Annotated in this window: 14 protein-coding genes; 11 read left to right on the top strand and 3 right to left on the bottom strand. The window is 67.9% G+C overall.

The features are described 5' to 3' along the window. The first annotated feature begins 8 nt into the window (after nt 1–8). The 5 genes from KTC28_RS06220 (at nt 9) to KTC28_RS06200 (ending at nt 6,065) form a co-directional block, all read left to right on the top strand. Nucleotides 9–1,790 carry a peptide MFS transporter gene (locus KTC28_RS06220; protein WP_216709442.1) on the top strand — a complete coding sequence of 594 codons (1,782 nt, stop codon included), beginning with the start codon at nt 9–11 and terminating at the stop codon, nt 1,788–1,790. Further along, entirely contained in the window at nt 1,790–3,211 is a 1,422-nt protein-coding gene (locus KTC28_RS06215) for an amidohydrolase (protein WP_216709443.1), read from the top strand. The genes KTC28_RS06220 and KTC28_RS06215 overlap by 1 nt, the downstream gene beginning before the upstream one ends. Before the next feature lie 104 nt (nt 3,212–3,315). Further along, nucleotides 3,316–4,590: an amidohydrolase family protein gene (locus tag KTC28_RS06210; protein WP_255602324.1), complete on the top strand. Its 1,275-nt coding sequence runs from the start codon at nt 3,316–3,318 to the stop codon at nt 4,588–4,590. Nucleotides 4,591–4,629: 39 nt separating this feature from the next. Beyond that, nucleotides 4,630–5,286 carry an NnrU family protein gene (locus KTC28_RS06205; RefSeq protein ID WP_216709445.1) on the top strand — a complete coding sequence of 219 codons (657 nt, stop codon included), beginning with the start codon at nt 4,630–4,632 and terminating at the stop codon, nt 5,284–5,286. Beyond that, nucleotides 5,283–6,065, top strand: coding sequence for an SDR family NAD(P)-dependent oxidoreductase (locus KTC28_RS06200; protein ID WP_216709446.1), 783 nt, complete (start codon nt 5,283–5,285; stop codon nt 6,063–6,065). The genes KTC28_RS06205 and KTC28_RS06200 overlap by 4 nt, the downstream gene beginning before the upstream one ends. A gap of 3 nt (nt 6,066–6,068) precedes the next feature. Here KTC28_RS06200 and KTC28_RS06195 read toward each other — a convergent pair whose 3' ends face one another. Continuing rightward, complete coding sequence (locus KTC28_RS06195) at nt 6,069–7,067, bottom strand: aldo/keto reductase (RefSeq protein WP_216709447.1); 999 nt, start codon at nt 7,065–7,067, stop codon at nt 6,069–6,071. 69 nt (nt 7,068–7,136) lie between these two features. Here KTC28_RS06195 and glmM point away from each other — a divergent pair, with 69 nt between their 5' ends. The 5 genes from glmM to KTC28_RS06170 all read left to right on the top strand — a co-directional run bounded on the left by glmM (nt 7,137) and on the right by KTC28_RS06170 (nt 11,444). Further along, nucleotides 7,137–8,474: a phosphoglucosamine mutase gene (glmM, locus tag KTC28_RS06190; protein WP_216709448.1), complete on the top strand. Its 1,338-nt coding sequence runs from the start codon at nt 7,137–7,139 to the stop codon at nt 8,472–8,474. Beyond that, complete coding sequence (locus tag KTC28_RS06185) at nt 8,474–8,698, top strand: DUF1272 domain-containing protein (RefSeq protein WP_216709449.1); 225 nt, start codon at nt 8,474–8,476, stop codon at nt 8,696–8,698. The genes glmM and KTC28_RS06185 overlap by 1 nt, the downstream gene beginning before the upstream one ends. Further along, nucleotides 8,695–9,483 carry a bifunctional hydroxymethylpyrimidine kinase/phosphomethylpyrimidine kinase gene (gene thiD, locus KTC28_RS06180; protein WP_216709450.1) on the top strand — a complete coding sequence of 263 codons (789 nt, stop codon included), beginning with the start codon at nt 8,695–8,697 and terminating at the stop codon, nt 9,481–9,483. The genes KTC28_RS06185 and thiD overlap by 4 nt, the downstream gene beginning before the upstream one ends. Nucleotides 9,484–9,601: 118 nt before the next feature. Then, the gene (gene rnhB / locus KTC28_RS06175) at nt 9,602–10,219 is read left to right on the top strand and encodes a ribonuclease HII (protein ID WP_216709451.1); all 618 of its coding nucleotides are present in this window, start codon (nt 9,602–9,604) and stop codon (nt 10,217–10,219) included. A gap of 211 nt (nt 10,220–10,430) precedes the next feature. Continuing rightward, a complete protein-coding gene (locus KTC28_RS06170) occupies nt 10,431–11,444 on the top strand; it encodes a site-specific DNA-methyltransferase (protein WP_216709599.1) in 1,014 nt (337 codons plus the stop codon). A gap of 2 nt (nt 11,445–11,446) precedes the next feature. Here the strand turns inward: KTC28_RS06170 and KTC28_RS06165 are convergent, their stop codons facing one another. Continuing rightward, nucleotides 11,447–12,751 carry an NRAMP family divalent metal transporter gene (locus KTC28_RS06165; protein ID WP_216709452.1) on the bottom strand — a complete coding sequence of 435 codons (1,305 nt, stop codon included), beginning with the start codon at nt 12,749–12,751 and terminating at the stop codon, nt 11,447–11,449. A gap of 167 nt (nt 12,752–12,918) precedes the next feature. Between KTC28_RS06165 and KTC28_RS06160 the strand changes: the two genes are divergently transcribed. Further along, nucleotides 12,919–14,517 carry an OFA family MFS transporter gene (locus KTC28_RS06160; RefSeq protein ID WP_216709453.1) on the top strand — a complete coding sequence of 533 codons (1,599 nt, stop codon included), beginning with the start codon at nt 12,919–12,921 and terminating at the stop codon, nt 14,515–14,517. Here the strand turns inward: KTC28_RS06160 and KTC28_RS06155 are convergent, their stop codons facing one another. Further along, a complete protein-coding gene (locus tag KTC28_RS06155) occupies nt 14,518–15,933 on the bottom strand; it encodes a M20/M25/M40 family metallo-hydrolase (protein WP_216709454.1) in 1,416 nt (471 codons plus the stop codon). Between the last annotated feature and the right edge of the window lie 93 nt (nt 15,934–16,026).

Raw genomic sequence — 16,026 nt, 5'->3', positions numbered from 1 at the left:
GGAGTTTCATGGCCAGTATCCCCGCCGCCGGACCGTTGTGGTTCGGCCATCCCCGGCAACTGGCGCGGCTGTTCACGACCGAGGCGATGGAGCGCTTCGGTTATTACGGCATGCGGGCGCTGCTCACGCTCTACCTCGCCGACCATTTCCTGTTCAGCGATTCGACCACGACCAGCCTGTACGGCGGCTTCACCGCGCTCGTGTACCTGACCCCGCTCGTCGGCGGGCTGATCGCCGATCGCTACCTCGGGTCGAAGCGGTCGGTGAAGTTCGGCGCGATCGTCATGGCGTGCGGATATCTTACTCTATGCTTCGGCGGCGACGCGGCGAAGCCGTTCGCGACGATCGACGGCCAGCGCTACGAAGTCGTCGTCGACCGCTCGACCGCGGCCAAGCAGCAATATGTCGTCGACCACGGCAAGCGGCTCGCGATCAAGGGCAACGACGATGGCTCGGTGACGCTGACCGGTGCCGACGGCGTGGTCGACCGGACGGTGGCGAAGGGCGGCTTCGTCCCCGGCGGCGAGCGCAACCCGCTCTATACGATGATCATGCTGATCGGCCTGTCGGCGGTGACGGTCGGCAACGGTTTCTTCAAGCCGAACATCTCGACGATGGTCGGCTCGCTGTATGCCAACGGCGACCGGCGGCGCGATGCCGGGTTCACGATCTTCTACATGGGCATCAACCTCGGCTCATTGTTCTCGCAATTGCTGTGTCCGCTGCTTGCGGTCGGCATCCCCGGCGTCTGGGACGGGCTCGGCTGGTGGGCGGGGTTCGGCCTCGCCGCGATCGGCATGGCGGTGTCGTGGGGGCTGATCCAGTTCGCCGGGCCGAAGATGGCGGGAATCGGTGAGACCCCGGTCCAGGCGGGCGGCGACAAGGGGATCATGATCTACGTCCTCGCGCTGCTTGCGATCCCGCTGATCTGGTTCCTGTTCACCAACCTGATGGACGCCCCGCCGCCGATCAAGGGACAGGGCATCGGCGGGTACATCCTCGGCCTGCCGATCCTCGGCAAAGTGTTGTTCTTCACCTTCCTCGCATCGGTCATCGGCATCCCGATCTGGAGCCTCCGCGCCGGCACGCGGCAGGAGTTCGAGATGATGGTCGCGGCGATCGTCCTGATCGTCTTCAACGTCGTCTTCTGGACGTTGTTCGAGCAAGCGGGGTCGTCGCTGACCTTGTTCGCCGACCGCAACACCGACCTCCGCATGTTCCCGTCGCTGTTCCCCAACTTCAGCATCACCGCGGGGCAGACGCAGTTCTTCAACGCGTTCTTCATCGTCGTCTGCGCGCCGATGCTCGCGAAGCTGTGGGTCACGCTCGCCAAGCGCGGCATCGAGCCCGGCATCCCGGTCAAGTTCGGCGTCGCGCTGATCGGCGTCGGGGCGGGCTTCCTCCTGTTGGTGTTCGGCACGAAGTTCGCCGGGCCCGACTTCAAGGTCGGCATCTGGTGGCTCGCGGGGCTGTACCTCGTCCATTCACTCGCCGAATTGTGCATCTCGCCGGTCGGGTTGAGCATGATCACCAAGCTGTCGATTGCGCGGATCGTCGGCATGATGATGGGGGTGTGGTTCCTGTCGATCAGCTGCGCGCAGTACGTCGCCGGGGTCGTCGCGCAGGTCGCGAGCGTAGAAACGGTCGGCGGGCAGGTGACCAATCTGAAGGTCAGCCTCGATACCTATGCCGGGGTGTTCCAGACGATCGGTCTGATCGCGGCGGGGATCGGGCTGGTCCTCCTCGTGATTTCGCCCCTCCTCAAACGCCTGATGCACGGAGTCGATTGATGCGGCGGCTGTTTCTGTTCGCGCTGCTCGGGGTCGCGGCGTGCGCGTCCGGCGAGCATCCCAAGACTGCGGGCGACAAGGCGGCGGGGCCGGCGGAGATCGTCGCGATTCCCACCGATCCGTACCCGTCGACGTACCATCCCTACCCCGGCGTCACGACGGTGATCCGCGGTGCGACGGTGTACGACGGCGCGGGGCGGAAGTTCGCCCCCGGCATGGTCCGGCTCGAAAACGGCAAGGTCGCCGAGGTCGGCGCGACCGTCGCGATCCCGGCAGGCGCAACGGTGATCGAGGCGGCGGGCAAGTTCGTCACGCCCGGCATCATCGACATCCACAGCCACCTCGGCGACTATCCGTCGCCCGGCGTCCAGGCGAACAGCGACGGCAATGAGGCGACGCGTCCGAACACCGCCGACGTCTGGGCCGAACATTCGATCTGGCCGCAGGACCCCGGCTTTACCCGCGCACTCGCAGGCGGCGTGACGACGTTTCACATCTTGCCGGGTTCGGCGAACCTGTTTGGCGGGCGCGGCGTCACGGTCAAGAACGTCCTCGGCCGGACCGCGCAGGACATGAAGTTCCCCGGGGCCAAGCCGAGCCTCAAGATGGCGTGCGGCGAGAACCCAAAGCGCGTCTACGGCAGCCGCAACATCTCGCCGCAGACGCGGATGGGCAACATCGCGGTCGACCGCCAGGCGTGGTCCGACGCGGTGATCTACAAGCGCAAGTGGGACGATTATACCAAGAAGGCGAAGGCCGGGACCGCAAAGCCGACCGACGCGCCCAAGCGCGAACTCGTCAACGACACGCTGATGGGCGTGTTGAACGGCGACATCCTCGTCCAGAACCACTGCTACCGCGCCGACGAGATGGCCAACGTGATCGCGATGTCGAAGGAATTCGGCTATCATGTCAGTGCGTTCCACCACGCGGTCGAAAGCTACAAGATCGCCGACCTGCTGCGGAAGGAGAACATCTGCTCGGCGATGTGGGCCGACTGGTGGGGCTTCAAGATGGAAAGCTATGACGGCATCCGCGAGAATATTGCCATGGTTCACAACGCCGGGGCGTGCGCGATCGTCCACTCCGACGACCCGAACGGCATCCAGCGTTTGAACCAGGAAGCCGCGAAGGCGATGGCCGCCGGACGCCGGGCGGGCATCGTCGTCGCCCCCGAGGTCGCGTTCGAATGGCTGTCGTTGAACCCGGCGAAGGGGCTCGGCATCGACAAGCAAACCGGCAGCCTCGAACCTGGCAAGATGGCCGACGTCGTGCTGTGGAACGGCGACCCGTTCAGCGTCTATTCGCGTCCCGAACGCGTGTGGATCGACGGCGCGCTGATGTACGACGCCGCCGACCCCAACCGCCGCCCGCGAACCGACTTCGAACTCGGCCAGCCCGGCTCGGGAGACGTCAAGTGAATCGGGTGCCGTTTCTAATCACGCTCTCGCTGTCATCCCTGCGAAAGCGGGGACCCAAGGTCACAATGTTGCGACATTGGGTCCCCGCTTTCGCGGGGATGACAATGCTGGGTTGGGGATGCTCCGCGCTTCCCGCCACCGCCGCTCCCGTCGCCTTCACCGGCGGGACGGTGATGACCGGCGCGGGGGCGACGATCGAGAATGCGACCGTCGTCGTCGATAATGGGCGCATCATTGCGGTCGGCAGCGGTGTCGCGGTGCCAGCGGGCACGCAGACGATCGACGCGACCGGCAAGGTCATCACCCCCGGACTCGTCGTCGGCATGTCCGACCTCGGCATCGACGAGGTCGGCGGCGTCCGCGAGGCGAACGATACCCGCGCAAACAAGTCGCCCTTCTCCGCCGCGCTCGACGTCGTCCCGGCGCTCAACGGGCGCGAAACCGGGATCGCGGTCGCGCGCGCCGGCGGGGTCACCCGCGCGGTCGTCGCCCCCGAAGCGAGCAGGGACATCTTCGCCGGGCAGGGCGCGCTGATCCGCTTGTCCGACGGCCCCGATATCCTGACGCGCGGCAAGGCTTTCCAGCTCGTCGAACTCGGCGAGAACGGTGCCGAGGCGGCGGGGGGCAGCCGCACAGCGTCGTTCGCCGCGTTCAGAAACGCGCTCGACGAGGCCCGCGAGTACGCCGCGCATCGCGGCCGCGAGACCGGCAACCACGAGAACCTCTATCCGCGCGCCGATACGGCCGCGTTGGTACCTGTCGTCGAGGGGCAGCAGCCGCTCGTCGTCCATGTCGAGCGCGCGTCGGACATTCTCGCGGTCCTCGCGCTGCGCACCGACTTCCCCAAGCTTCGCCTGATCCTGTTCGGCGCGCGCGAGGGCTGGACGATCGCCGACCGGATCGCGGCGGCGCACGTCCCCGTCATCACCAGCGCGATCGACGACCTGCCCGATGCGTTCGAGACGATCGCGTCGACCAAGTCGAACGTCGGGCGGCTCGTCGCGGCGGGTGTCCTCGTCGGCCTCGGCACGTCGGGCGGCGAGTCGACCAACCAGCCGCGCAACGTCACGCAATTCGCGGGCAACATCGTCGCGCAGGGCCGCTTGCCGGGCGGCGTCGGGTTGACCCGCGACCAGGCGTTGAGCCTGATCACCCGCAACCCCGCCGAGATCTTCGGCATGACCGACACCGGCACGATCGCCCCGGGCAAGCGCGCCGACCTCGTCGTCTGGGACGGCGACCCGCTCGAGCTTCAATCGGCCCCGGTCGCGGTGCTGATCGACGGCGTCGCCCAGCCGATCACCTCGCGCCAGACCGAGTTGCGCGACCGGTATCTGCATCTGCAGCACGACGCGCTGCCGCTGGCGTATCGGCCTTAGGATGCACGCGGCCGCGACCGTGGGGGAGGGGGAAGGACGATGACGCTTCTCATCATCGCCCTCGTCGCGTTCGTCGGCAGCCATTTCCTCCTGTCGCACCCCCTCCGCGCGCCACTCGTCAAGGCGTTCGGCGCGGGCGGGTTCGCCGGGGTCTATTCGCTCGTCGCGTTCGCCACGCTTGGCTGGGCGGTGTTCGAGTGGCGTCGCGCTCCGGTCGATGTCGTGTGGACTGCCCCGGCATGGGCGTGGCCGCTCGCCGGGGTGGTGATGCTGATCGCGATGATCCTGTTCGTCGGATCGATGACCGCGCCGAACCCGGCGCTGATGGGGACCCCCGCCGCCGCTGCATCCGCCGGCCCGCGTGGAGTCCAGCGCATCACCCGCCACCCGATGATGTGGGCGTTCGCTTTGTGGGCGATCGTCCACGCGACGCTCGGCGGGACCAGCCGCGACATCGCATTGAGCAGCGCCGTCCTGATCCTCGCGCTGGTCGGCGCACACTTTCAGGACCGCAAGAAGCGCGAACAACTCGGCGCGGCGTGGGGCGCACACGAAGCGGCGACAAGCTTCATGCCGTTCGGGCGCGGCTTCGCGATGCCCGGCTGGGTCGCGCTGATCGGCGGCATTGTGCTGTTCGCTGTCGCGACCTTCGCCCATCCCTATGCGGGCGGGCCGAACCTGTGGGGGATGGGATGAAGTACGCCGAACAGACGGTCTGGATCACCGGCGCGTCGTCGGGGATCGGCGCGGCGCTCGCGGTCGCCTTCGCCGCCGAGGGCGCGAAGCTTGTCCTGTCGGGGCGCAACGAAGCCGCGCTCGCCGAAATCGCGGGCCAGTGCCAGGGGGCGCGGACGATCGCCTTCGACACGACCGATCTCGGCGCGTTGCCGGGCATCGCCGCCGACGCTGGGCCGGTCGACATCCTCGTCAACAACGCCGGCATCTCGCAGCGCAGCCTCGCGCTCGATACCGATTTCGAGGTCTACCGCAGGATCATGGAGGTCGATTTCTTCGCGCCCGTGCGGCTGACGCAGCTCGTCCTTCCCGGCATGGTCGCGGCGAAGGCGGGGCGCATCGTGATGATCGCGTCGATCGCTGGCAAGGCGGGGAGCCCGATGCGGACCGGCTATTGCGCCGCGAAGCACGCGATGATCGGCTACGCCGACGCACTCCGCGCCGAAATCGCCCAGTACGGCGTCGCGGTCCATGTCGTCACCCCGGGCTTCGTCCGGACCGGCATCGCGGTCCACGCGCTTGAGGGCGGCGGGGCCGAGCGCGGGCGTAGCGACGCGAGCATCGACGCCGGGGTCAGCCCCGAAAGCGCCGCCGCGACGATCCTTGCCGGGATGGCAGCGGGGACGCGCGAGATTTTGGTAGGCGATGGTCCCGAGATGATGCTCGGCAAGATGCGCGGGAGCGATCCCGACCGGTTGTTCGACATGATGGCTGCCGCCGCGCCGGTCGTTGAGCGGTAAGGCCTACCGCCCGACCATCGCGAGCATCGCCGCACTGCCATACCGCGGCCCCGCGGTTCCCCCCACCGGCGACGCCGCATCGAGCGCCGCGAGATCGTCGCTGGTCAGCACGACGTCGACCGCCCGAACGCTGTCCTCGAGCGTCACCCGGCGCTTCATCCCCGGGATCGGCACGACATCGTCCCCCTGCGCGAGCAGCCAAGCCAGCGCGACCTGCGCCGCGCTCGCGTCGTGGCGCTCGCCGATCTCGCGGACGACGGCGACCGCGCGCATGTTGGCGTCGAAATTCTCGCCCTGGTAGCGCGGGTCGCGCTTGCGGTAGTCGCTGTCGGGATAGTCCTCGGCGCGCTTCGCCGTCCCCGCGAGGAAGCCGCGTCCGAGCGGCGAATACGGCACGAAGCCGATCCCGAGTTCGCGGCACAATGGCAGGATCTCCGCCTCGGCGCCGCGCTCCCACAATGAATATTCGCTCTGCAGCGCCGCGATCGGGTGGACCGCCGCCGCGCGCCGCAGCGTCGCCGCGCCCGCCTCGCTCAGCCCGATGTGACGGATCTTGCCTTCGTGGACGAGGTCGGCGAGCGTGCCGACGACGTCCTCGATCGGCACCGCCGCGTCGACGCGGTGTTGGTAGAACAGGTCGATGACGTCGATGTCGAGTCGCTTGAGGCTGGCCTCGGCGACCGCGCGAATATGCTCGGGGCGGCTGTCGGTGCCGCTCAGTCCCTCACCGATGCGGAAGCCGAACTTGGTCGCGATAACGAGCCCGTCGCGGCGGCCCTTAATTGCGCGACCGAGCAAAATTTCGTTGGCGAACGGGCCATAGACTTCGGCGGTGTCGAAGAAGGTGATGCCGAGGTCGATCGCGCGGTGGACGGTGGCGATCGCCTCGCCCTCGTCGACCGCGCCGTACATCGCGGTCATCCCGCTCGCGCCCGCCATGCCCATGCAGCCGAGGCCGAGCGCCGATACTGTCAGGCCGTCGCCGAGGGTGCGGTTGTTCATGCCGTGTCTCCGATGCTTGCGGTAGGGCGTTGCCCCAAGGTATGACTCGTTAAGGGGTAATGAAGCACCATGACGCGCAAATATTTCGGCACCGACGGCATTCGCGGCCTGACCAACACCGCGCCGATGACGCCCGAAGTGGCGATGCGCGTCGGTCAGGCGGCGGGGACGAAGTTCCTCCGCGGCAGCCACAAGCACCGCGTCCTGATCGGCAAGGACACGCGGCTGTCGGGCTATATGATCGAGTCGGCGCTGACTGCGGGGTTCACCAGCGTCGGCATGGACGTCGTTCAGGTCGGGCCGATGCCGACGCCGGCGGTGGCGATGCTGACACGCTCGATGCGCGCCGACTTGGGCGTCATGGTCTCGGCGAGCCACAACCCGTTCCACGACAACGGGATCAAGCTATTCGGCCCCGACGGGTATAAATTGTCCGACGCCGACGAGCTCGAGATCGAGGCGCTGATCGACACCGCGCCGGTCCTCGCCGCCCCCGCCGCGATCGGCCGTGCGCGCCGCATCGACGACGCGCAGGGACGCTACATCCATTCGGCGAAGTCGAGCTTTCCCGACCGGCTGCGCCTCGACGGGCTCCGCATCGTCATCGATTGCGCCCACGGCGCGGCGTACAAGGTCGCGCCGATGGCGTTGTGGGAATTGGGCGCCGACGTCATCCCGATCGGCGTCGACCCCGACGGCTTCAACGTCAACGCCGGGATCGGCTCGACCCACCCCGAGGCGATGCAGGAGCGCGTCGTCGCCAGCGGCGCCCACATCGGTATCGCACTGGACGGCGACGCCGACCGGCTAATCGTCGCCGATGAAAACGGGGCACTCGTCGACGGCGACCAGTTGATGGCGCTCGTCGTCACCGACTGGGCGAAAAAGGGCAAGCTCAAGGGCGGCGGGCTCGTCGCGACGGTGATGTCGAACCTCGGGCTCGAACGCTACCTGACGGGACAGGGGCTGACGCTCGAACGGACCAACGTTGGCGACCGCTATGTCCTCGAGGCGATGCGCGCGCGCGGCTTCAACGTCGGCGGCGAGCAGTCGGGGCACATCATCCTGCGCGACTACGCGACGACCGGCGACGGGCTGGTTGCGGCGCTGCAGATTTTAAGCGTGCTGGTAACGAGCGGCAAGCCGGCGAGCGAACTTCTCCATCTGTTCGACCCGCTGCCGCAATTGCTCAAGAACGTCCGCTTCTCGGGTGGCGCGCCGCTCGATACCGACGGCGTCAAGCGCGTGATCGCGGCGGGCGAGGCACGGTTGAACGGCACCGGCCGCCTGCTGATCCGCAAATCGGGCACCGAACCGCTGATCCGCGTCATGGCCGAAGGCGAGGACATCGGGCTGGTCACCGAAGTCGTCGACGAGATCTGCGCCGCAGTGGTGGCGGCGGGCTGATGCTCGACCTGCGACCCGACTGCGAACGCTGCGGCCGCGACCTGCCCCCCGACGCCGACGCACGCATCTGCACCTACGAATGCACCTTCTGCCCGGAGTGTGTCGACGGGCCGATGGCGAACGTCTGCCCGAACTGCGGCGGCGGCTTCGAGCGGCGCCCGATCCGCCCGGCGGCGATGCTGGCAAAGCATCCGGCGTCGACGGTTCGCCACTACAAGCCGTGATTCCCCGCATCTTTATCATCGCCGGCTCGGACTCCTCCGGCGGGGCGGGCATTCAGGCCGACATCAAGACGGTGACGATGCTCGGCGGCTATGCGGCAACCGCGGTGACTGCGGTGACGGTGCAGAATACGCTTGTGGTGAGCGGCGTTCATCCGATCCCGGCGGAGATCGTCGTCGCGCAGATGCGCGCGGTGATCGACGATATCGGGGTCGATGCGGTCAAGATCGGGATGCTTGGCGATGCCGCGCTGATCGCGGCGGTGGCGGAGGTCTTGCGCGGGGTGAGAGTGCCGATCGTGCTCGATCCGGTGATGGTGGCGAAGGGCGGGGCGAGCCTGCTCGCCGATGATGCCGTCGAGGCGCTGGTCCGGCATTTGCTGCCGCTGGCGAGGATCGTCACGCCGAACACGCCCGAACTCGCCGCGCTGACCGGGACGCACGTCGAGGACGAGGGCGATGCGGTCCTCGCGGCGCAGGAATTGCTCGGGATGGGCGCGCGGGCTGTCCTGGCGAAGGGCGGGCATCTTGGCGGCGACGAGGTCGCCGACTGGCTCATCACCGGCAATCTCCAGACGCGGTTTGCCAGCGCGCGGATCGAGACCCGGCACACCCACGGCACTGGCTGCACGCTGGCGTCGGCGATCGCTGTCGGGCTGGGGCGGGGCGAGCCGCTTGCCGATGCGGTCGCGGCGGCGCGAGCGTATGTGCTTGGGGCGATTGCCAATGCGCCGGGGTTCGGCGCGGGGCATGGGCCGCTGGGACACGGGTGGATGCTTCACCAATAAGTGTCATTCCCGCGTAAGCGGGGAGCCAAAGTCACCGAGGGTAGTGACCTTGGGTCCCCGCTTACGCGGGGATGACACCAAGGTTTCGCGAGAATCACAGTCAGAGTAGAAGGGCGCGATGCCGACCCTCCCCTCCCCCTGTCTTACCCGTGAAACCCGCCACGGCCCGCGCTGCGCCGGGGTCGATGAGGCCGGGCGCGGGCCGCTTGCCGGGCCGGTCGTCGCTGCTGCGGTCGTGCTCGACCCCGACTGCTACCCCGAAGGCCTCAACGATTCGAAGGTCCTGACCGCCGCGCGCCGCGAAGCGCTGCTGGCGATGCTCCGCGACTGCGCCGAGATCGGCGTCGGCATCGCCTCGGTCGAGGAGGTCGACCACCTCAATATCTACTGGGCAACGATGCTGGCGATGGAGCGCGCGGTCGCCGCGCTGAAGCTCGCCCCGCGTCACGTCCTCGTCGACGGCAACCGCAGCCCGAAATGGGGTCACGCGACGACCACTGTCGTCGGCGGCGACGCGCTGTGCCTGTCGATCGCCGCCGCCTCGATCGTCGCCAAGGTCACCCGCGACAGGGTGATGGCCGAGCTTGCCGCCGAGCACCCGCATTACGGCTGGGCGACCAACATGGGCTATTCGACCCGCGAACATTTCGCCGGGCTCGCGCGCCACGGCGCGACCGCGCACCACCGCTACAGCTTCGCCCCCGTCGCGGCGGTGATGCAATCGGCGCGCGGCTGAGTCTTTCGGGCAACACCGCCAGCCGTGGGGGGTCGGGCATTCTGCGCACTCAATCCATAGCGCTTCGAGCGGCAGTTCAGAACATCGCGGCAACACGCTGATTCCATTCGCAGCTTGACGCGGACTCGCCCGGGACTCACAGCGATTCTAGGGCAAGTCCGGGGGGCGTGTGGAACTCGATCGTATCGTCACCGGCGACTGCATCGCAGCGATGGCCGAACTGCCGGCAAAGTCGGTCGACCTGATCTTCGCCGACCCGCCGTACAACCTCCAGCTCGCACAGGCGCTTCACCGGCCCGAGGGCGGCGAAGTCGACGCGGTCAACGACGCATGGGACAAGTTCGACAGCTTCACCAGCTATGACGACTTCACCCGGCGTTGGCTCGCCGAGGCGCATCGGATATTGAAGGACGACGGCACGATCTGGACGATCGGCAGCTATCACAACATCTTCCGCGTCGGCACCGCGCTCCAGGACATGGGCTTCTGGGTGTTGAACGACATCGTCTGGCGCAAGGCCAACCCGATGCCGAACTTCAAGGGGACACGCTTCACCAACGCGCATGAGACGCTGATCTGGTGCGCCAAGTCCGACACCGCCCGTTACAAATTCAATTATCAGGCGATGAAGGCGTTGAACGAGGAGCTGCAGATGCGCTCCGACTGGTTGCTGCCGATCTGCACCGGGGGGGAGCGGATCAAGGTCGACGGGATCAAGGCGCACCCGACGCAAAAGCCCGAGGCGCTGTTATATCGCGTCCTGCTCGCATGCACCGAACCCGGCGACATCGTCCTCGACCCGTTCTTCGGCACCGGCACGACCGGTGCGGTGGCGAAACTGCTCGGGCGGCACTGGATCGGCATCGAGCGCGAGGCGAAATATGTCGCGGTCGCCGAACGCCGGATCGCCGAGTTGCTGCCTCTATCGGGCGGCGACATGGCGGTGACCCCGTCAAAGCGCGCCGCACCGCGCGTCGCGTTCGGGGCGCTCGTCGAAACCGGGCTGATCCGCCCCGGCGCGATGCTCACCGACGCCCGCCGCCGCCACCGCGCGCGCGTCCGCCCCGACGGCAGCCTCGAGATGGGCGAGACCGCGGGGTCGATCCACCAGTGCGGCGCGGCGGCGCAAAACGCCCCGAGCTGCAACGGCTGGACCTTCTGGCTCGTCGAGGAGGGGATGGTCCCGCTCGAGACGCTGCGCGAGAAGTATCGCGCTTCGGCGTAGCCTCACATCGTCGCGAACATCCCCGCCGCCGCGAGCGCCATCACCACCGTAGTCACCCAGCCGATCGTCTTCAGCCCGCGCGGCAGGACGAAATCGCCCATCACGTCGGTCCGACTGCCGAGGAGGACGATCATCGCCATGATCGGCACCGCGACGACACCGTTGATCACCGCGGTCCAGAACAAGGCCTTGATCGGGTCGAGCGGGGTGAAGTTGAGAAACGCGCCGACCAGCGTCGCGGCGACGATCACCCCGTTGAACAGCTTCGCCCGCGATGGTTTGCGGGCGAGACCGACATGCGCGCCGACCGCCTCCCCCACCGCATACGCCGCCGACCCGGCGAGGACCGGGAGCGCGAGCAGCCCGGTGCCGATAATGCCGAGCGCGAAGACGGTGAAGACCAGCGGTCCCGCGACCGGGCGCAACGCCTCTGCCGCCTGCGCCGACGTCTGGATGTCGGTGACGCCGTGCGCGTTGAGCGTCGCCGCGGTCGTCAGGATGATGAATAGCGCGACGACGTTCGACACCGCCATGCCGATATAGGTATCCCAGCGTATCCGCTGGAATTCGGCCGCCGCCTGATCGGGCGCGCGCGTCAACGGTCGGGCGCCGGGCCGTTCCTTGACGTCCTCGACCTCCTCCCCGGCCTGCCAGAAGAACAGATACGGGCTGATCGTCGTGCCGAAGATCGCGACGATGACGGTGAGATACGCCGCCGACCACACCGGATGCGGCACGACCATGCGGTAGGCGACGTGCGCCCAGGGAATATGGACGACGAGCGCGACCCCGACATAGGTGAACAGCGACAGCGTCAGCCATTTAAGCACCGCGACGTAGCGCGAATAGCGGACGAACACCTCGAGCCCGACCGACAGCAAGGCGAACAGCGCGACATACAACAGATGCGGCCCGCCGATGACGAGTCCGACCGCCGCCGCCATCGCGCCGAGGTCGGCCCCGAGGTTGATCGTGTTGGCGATGAGCAGCAGCGCAACGAGCCCGAACACCACCGGCTTGGCGTAATGCAGCCGGAGATTGCCCGCGATGCCCCGCCCGGTCACCCGCCCGATCCGCGCGCTGATCTCCTGGATCGCACACATCAGCGGGTAGCTGAACAGCATCACCCAGCCGAGGTCGTAGCCGAACTGCGCCCCCGCCTGCGAGTAGGTCGCGATGCCGCTCGGGTCGTCGTCCGACGCGCCGGTGATCAGCCCGGGACCGAGCACTTCGGACAGTTTCGGCCGGGTCGGCTGCTTGACGGCTCCAGGCGGATTGGGGGTTGCGGGAGGAGCGCCGTCAGTCATCGCTGGGTCCGATCGTTGCCGCACCGAATCCTTACGACGCGACGCAGCAATCACCAAGCCGGTACGGCGGCGCGCGGTCGCAGCGAAATATGAACGGTATCGCTAGCGTACCCATTGCCCTAGCCAAGATGGGTAAGGGCCACAGCCGAGCCCCCGGGGAGTGAATGATGGCGACAATCCCGGCAACTGGCTGGCTCGACCGTGCGCGTACCGTCGCCGGACCGGGGTTCAACCGCTGGCTCGTCCCTCCGTGCGCGCTGGCGATCCATTTGTGCATCGGGATGGCGTACGGCTTCAGCGTGTTCTGGCTGCCGCTCGCTCACGCGATCGGCATCGGCGACCCGGTCGTCTGCAAGGGCATGTCGCTCGCCACCGCGCTGACGACGACGACGTGCGACTGGCGGGTCAGCGATCTCGTCTGGACGTACACCCTGTTCTTCGTCGTGCTCGGCGCGGCGGCGGCGATCTGGGGCGGCTGGCTCGAGCGCGTCGGACCGCGCAAGGCGGGCGTCGTCGCGGCGTTCTGCTGGTGCGGCGGCATGGGCATCGCCGCGATCGGCGTCTCGCTCCACCAATTGTGGCTGATCTGGCTCGGCTCGGGGCTGATCGGCGGCATCGGGCTGGGCCTCGGCTACATCTCGCCGGTGTCGACGCTGATCAAGTGGTTCCCCGACCGGCGCGGCATGGCGACGGGGATGGCGATCATGGGCTTCGGCGGCGGCGCGCTGATCGGCTCGCCGCTCGCCGACCTGCTGATGAAGCACTTCGCCAGCGCCACCGGGGTCGGCGTGTGGCAGACCTTCCTCGTCCTCGCCGCAGGGTATTTCGTCTTCATGATGGCGGGCGCGATCGGCTACCGTGTCCCGCCCGACCGTTATGCTCCCGCCGGCTGGACCTCGCCCGAGACGACGACACTGAGCCGCTTCAACGTCGCGCTCGGCAATGCCCATCGGACGCCGCAATTCTGGCTGGTCTGGACGGTCTTGTTTCTCAACGTTTCGGCGTCGATCGGGATCATCGGCGTCGCCTCGCCGATGCTCCAGGAGCTGTTCGGCGGGCGGCTGATCGGCGATGCTGCCGCGCTGTTCACCAACTTCGACGCGAGCCAGAAGAAAGCGGCGGCGACGATCGGCGCGGGCTTCGTCGGCATCATCAGCCTGTTCAATATCGGCGGGCGCTTCTTCTGGGCGGCGCTGTCCGACCGGATCGGCCGCAAACCGCTGTATGCGGTGATGACCGCGCTCGGGGCCGTCCTCTACGGCCTCGCCGCGCCGCATTTCGCCGGGGTCTCGATCGGGCTGTTCATCGTCACCTTCGCGGTACTTGCGTCGATGTACGGCGGCGGGTTCGCGGCGGTCCCGGCGTATCTCGCCGACCTGTTTGGGACGAAGTACGTCGGCGCGATCCACGGGCGGCTGCTGACCGCATGGTCGTGCGCCGGAATCGCCGGGCCGCTGCTCGTCGCGGGCATGCGCGACGCGCGGATCGCCGAGGGCGTCCCGCGCGCCGAGGTGTACGGCCCGATCTACCTGATCCTCGCGGCGATGCTCGTGGTCGGCTTCGTCGCCAACCTCCTCGTTCGCCCGGTCGCCGCGAAGTGGCACATGGCGGAGGACACGACGCCCGTCGCCACTCCAGTCGAGACGACCGCGGGGCACACCGGCGGGGCGAGTCTGACCGCAATCCTTGCGTGGGCGGCGGTCGGGCTGCCGATCGCGTGGGGCGTCTATATGGCGGTGCTCAAGGCGGCGGTGCTGCTCAAATAATTACTCCTGCATCGCGTAGAGCTTGACGATCCCGTAGAGAAAATCGCGGCCGTTGAACAACGACGCCACGCGGATGCGTTCGTTCAGGCCATGGACGCCGTTGCCGTCGGGGTCGCCGAACATGCCGGTGACGCCGTAGGTCGGGATGCCGACCGGCGACAGGAACGCGCCATCGGTCGCGCCAGCGGTGAGGATCGGGATGATCGGCGTGCCGGGCCAGATCGTCGCCGCGACCTTGGTGATCGGCCCCATGATTTCAGGCGTCAGCGGCGGCGGTGCCTTGGTCACTTCGCTCCGTGACCCCATCGCAGTCACCTTGACCGCCGGGTCCGCAACCAGCCGTTCGAGCGTCGCGCGGACCTGCTCGGCCGACGTGCCCGGGAAGATGCGGCAGTTGATGTTCGCCCGTGCGCGCTGCGGCAGCGCGTTGGTCGCGTGGCCCGCATCGAGCATCGTCGCGACGCACGTCGTGTGGAGCATGCCGTTATACCCCGGATCGCCCTCGATCACCGCCGCCGCTGCGGCATCCTTCGGGTCGCCCGCGATCGTCGTCATCGCTGCCCCCATCGCGCCGCCGACCATCGGCCCCATCGTCTTGTAATAGCCGCGCGAGGCGTCGGTGACCTCGACCGGGAACTGGTAAGCCTCGATGTTCACCAGCCCGTGCGCGAGGCGGTAGATCGCATTGTCCTTCGCCGGGCGCGACGAGTGCCCGCCGGGGTTGGTCACTTCGAGCCGATAATCCTGCGGGAATTTCTCGCCCGCCTCGATGTTGAGCGCGATCGGCTTGCCGTTGGCGTCGAGCCGCCCGCCCGCGCCCTCGTTGAGCGCGAACGCGGCGTCGATCAGCTTGCGCTCGTGGCTCGCGAGATAGCCTGCGCCGTTGAACGCGCTCGCGGTTTCCTCGCCGCAGGTCAGCGCGAGCTTGACGGTTCGCCGGGGCTTAAACCCGCCGGTCTTGAAGCGGACGAGCGTATCGACGAACACCGCGGCCGACGCCTTGTCGTCGCTCGCGCCGCGCGCGTAGAAATAGCCGCCCTCCTCGACCAGCTTGAACGGGTCGCGCGCCCAGTCCTCGCGCTTCGCCTCGACGACGTCGATGTGTGCGAGCAACAGCATTGCCTTCGCCTTGGGGTCGGAGCCCGGCAGCACCGCGACGAGCCCGCCCTCCTTCGGATGCCCCTCGGCCTGGAACGGATGGAGGTCGGCATCGGCAAACCCCGCCGCCTTCAATCGTGCCGCCATCTTCGCCGCCGCGGCCGTGCAGTCGCCCCCCGACAGCGTCGTGTTGGTCTCGACGAGTTCGCGGTAGAGATCGACGAATGCCGTCTGGTCGGGGCGCGGGGCAGCGAGCGCTGCGATTGGCGCGACAAGCAGGCTGACCACGAGGCTTGCGGACAAGACGATCGATCGCATCGGGGAGGAGCCTTAAGGTTAGGGACGATCGAAGCTAGCACGGCGTGGCAGCGGCACAAGCCAGCTCGAGCGGCGGCAGCACTCTTGTCACCT

This window comes from Polymorphobacter megasporae (genome assembly GCF_018982885.2).
Lineage (GTDB): Bacteria > Pseudomonadota > Alphaproteobacteria > Sphingomonadales > Sphingomonadaceae > Polymorphobacter_B > Polymorphobacter_B megasporae.
This window is presented reverse-complemented; position numbering and strand designations above follow the sequence as displayed.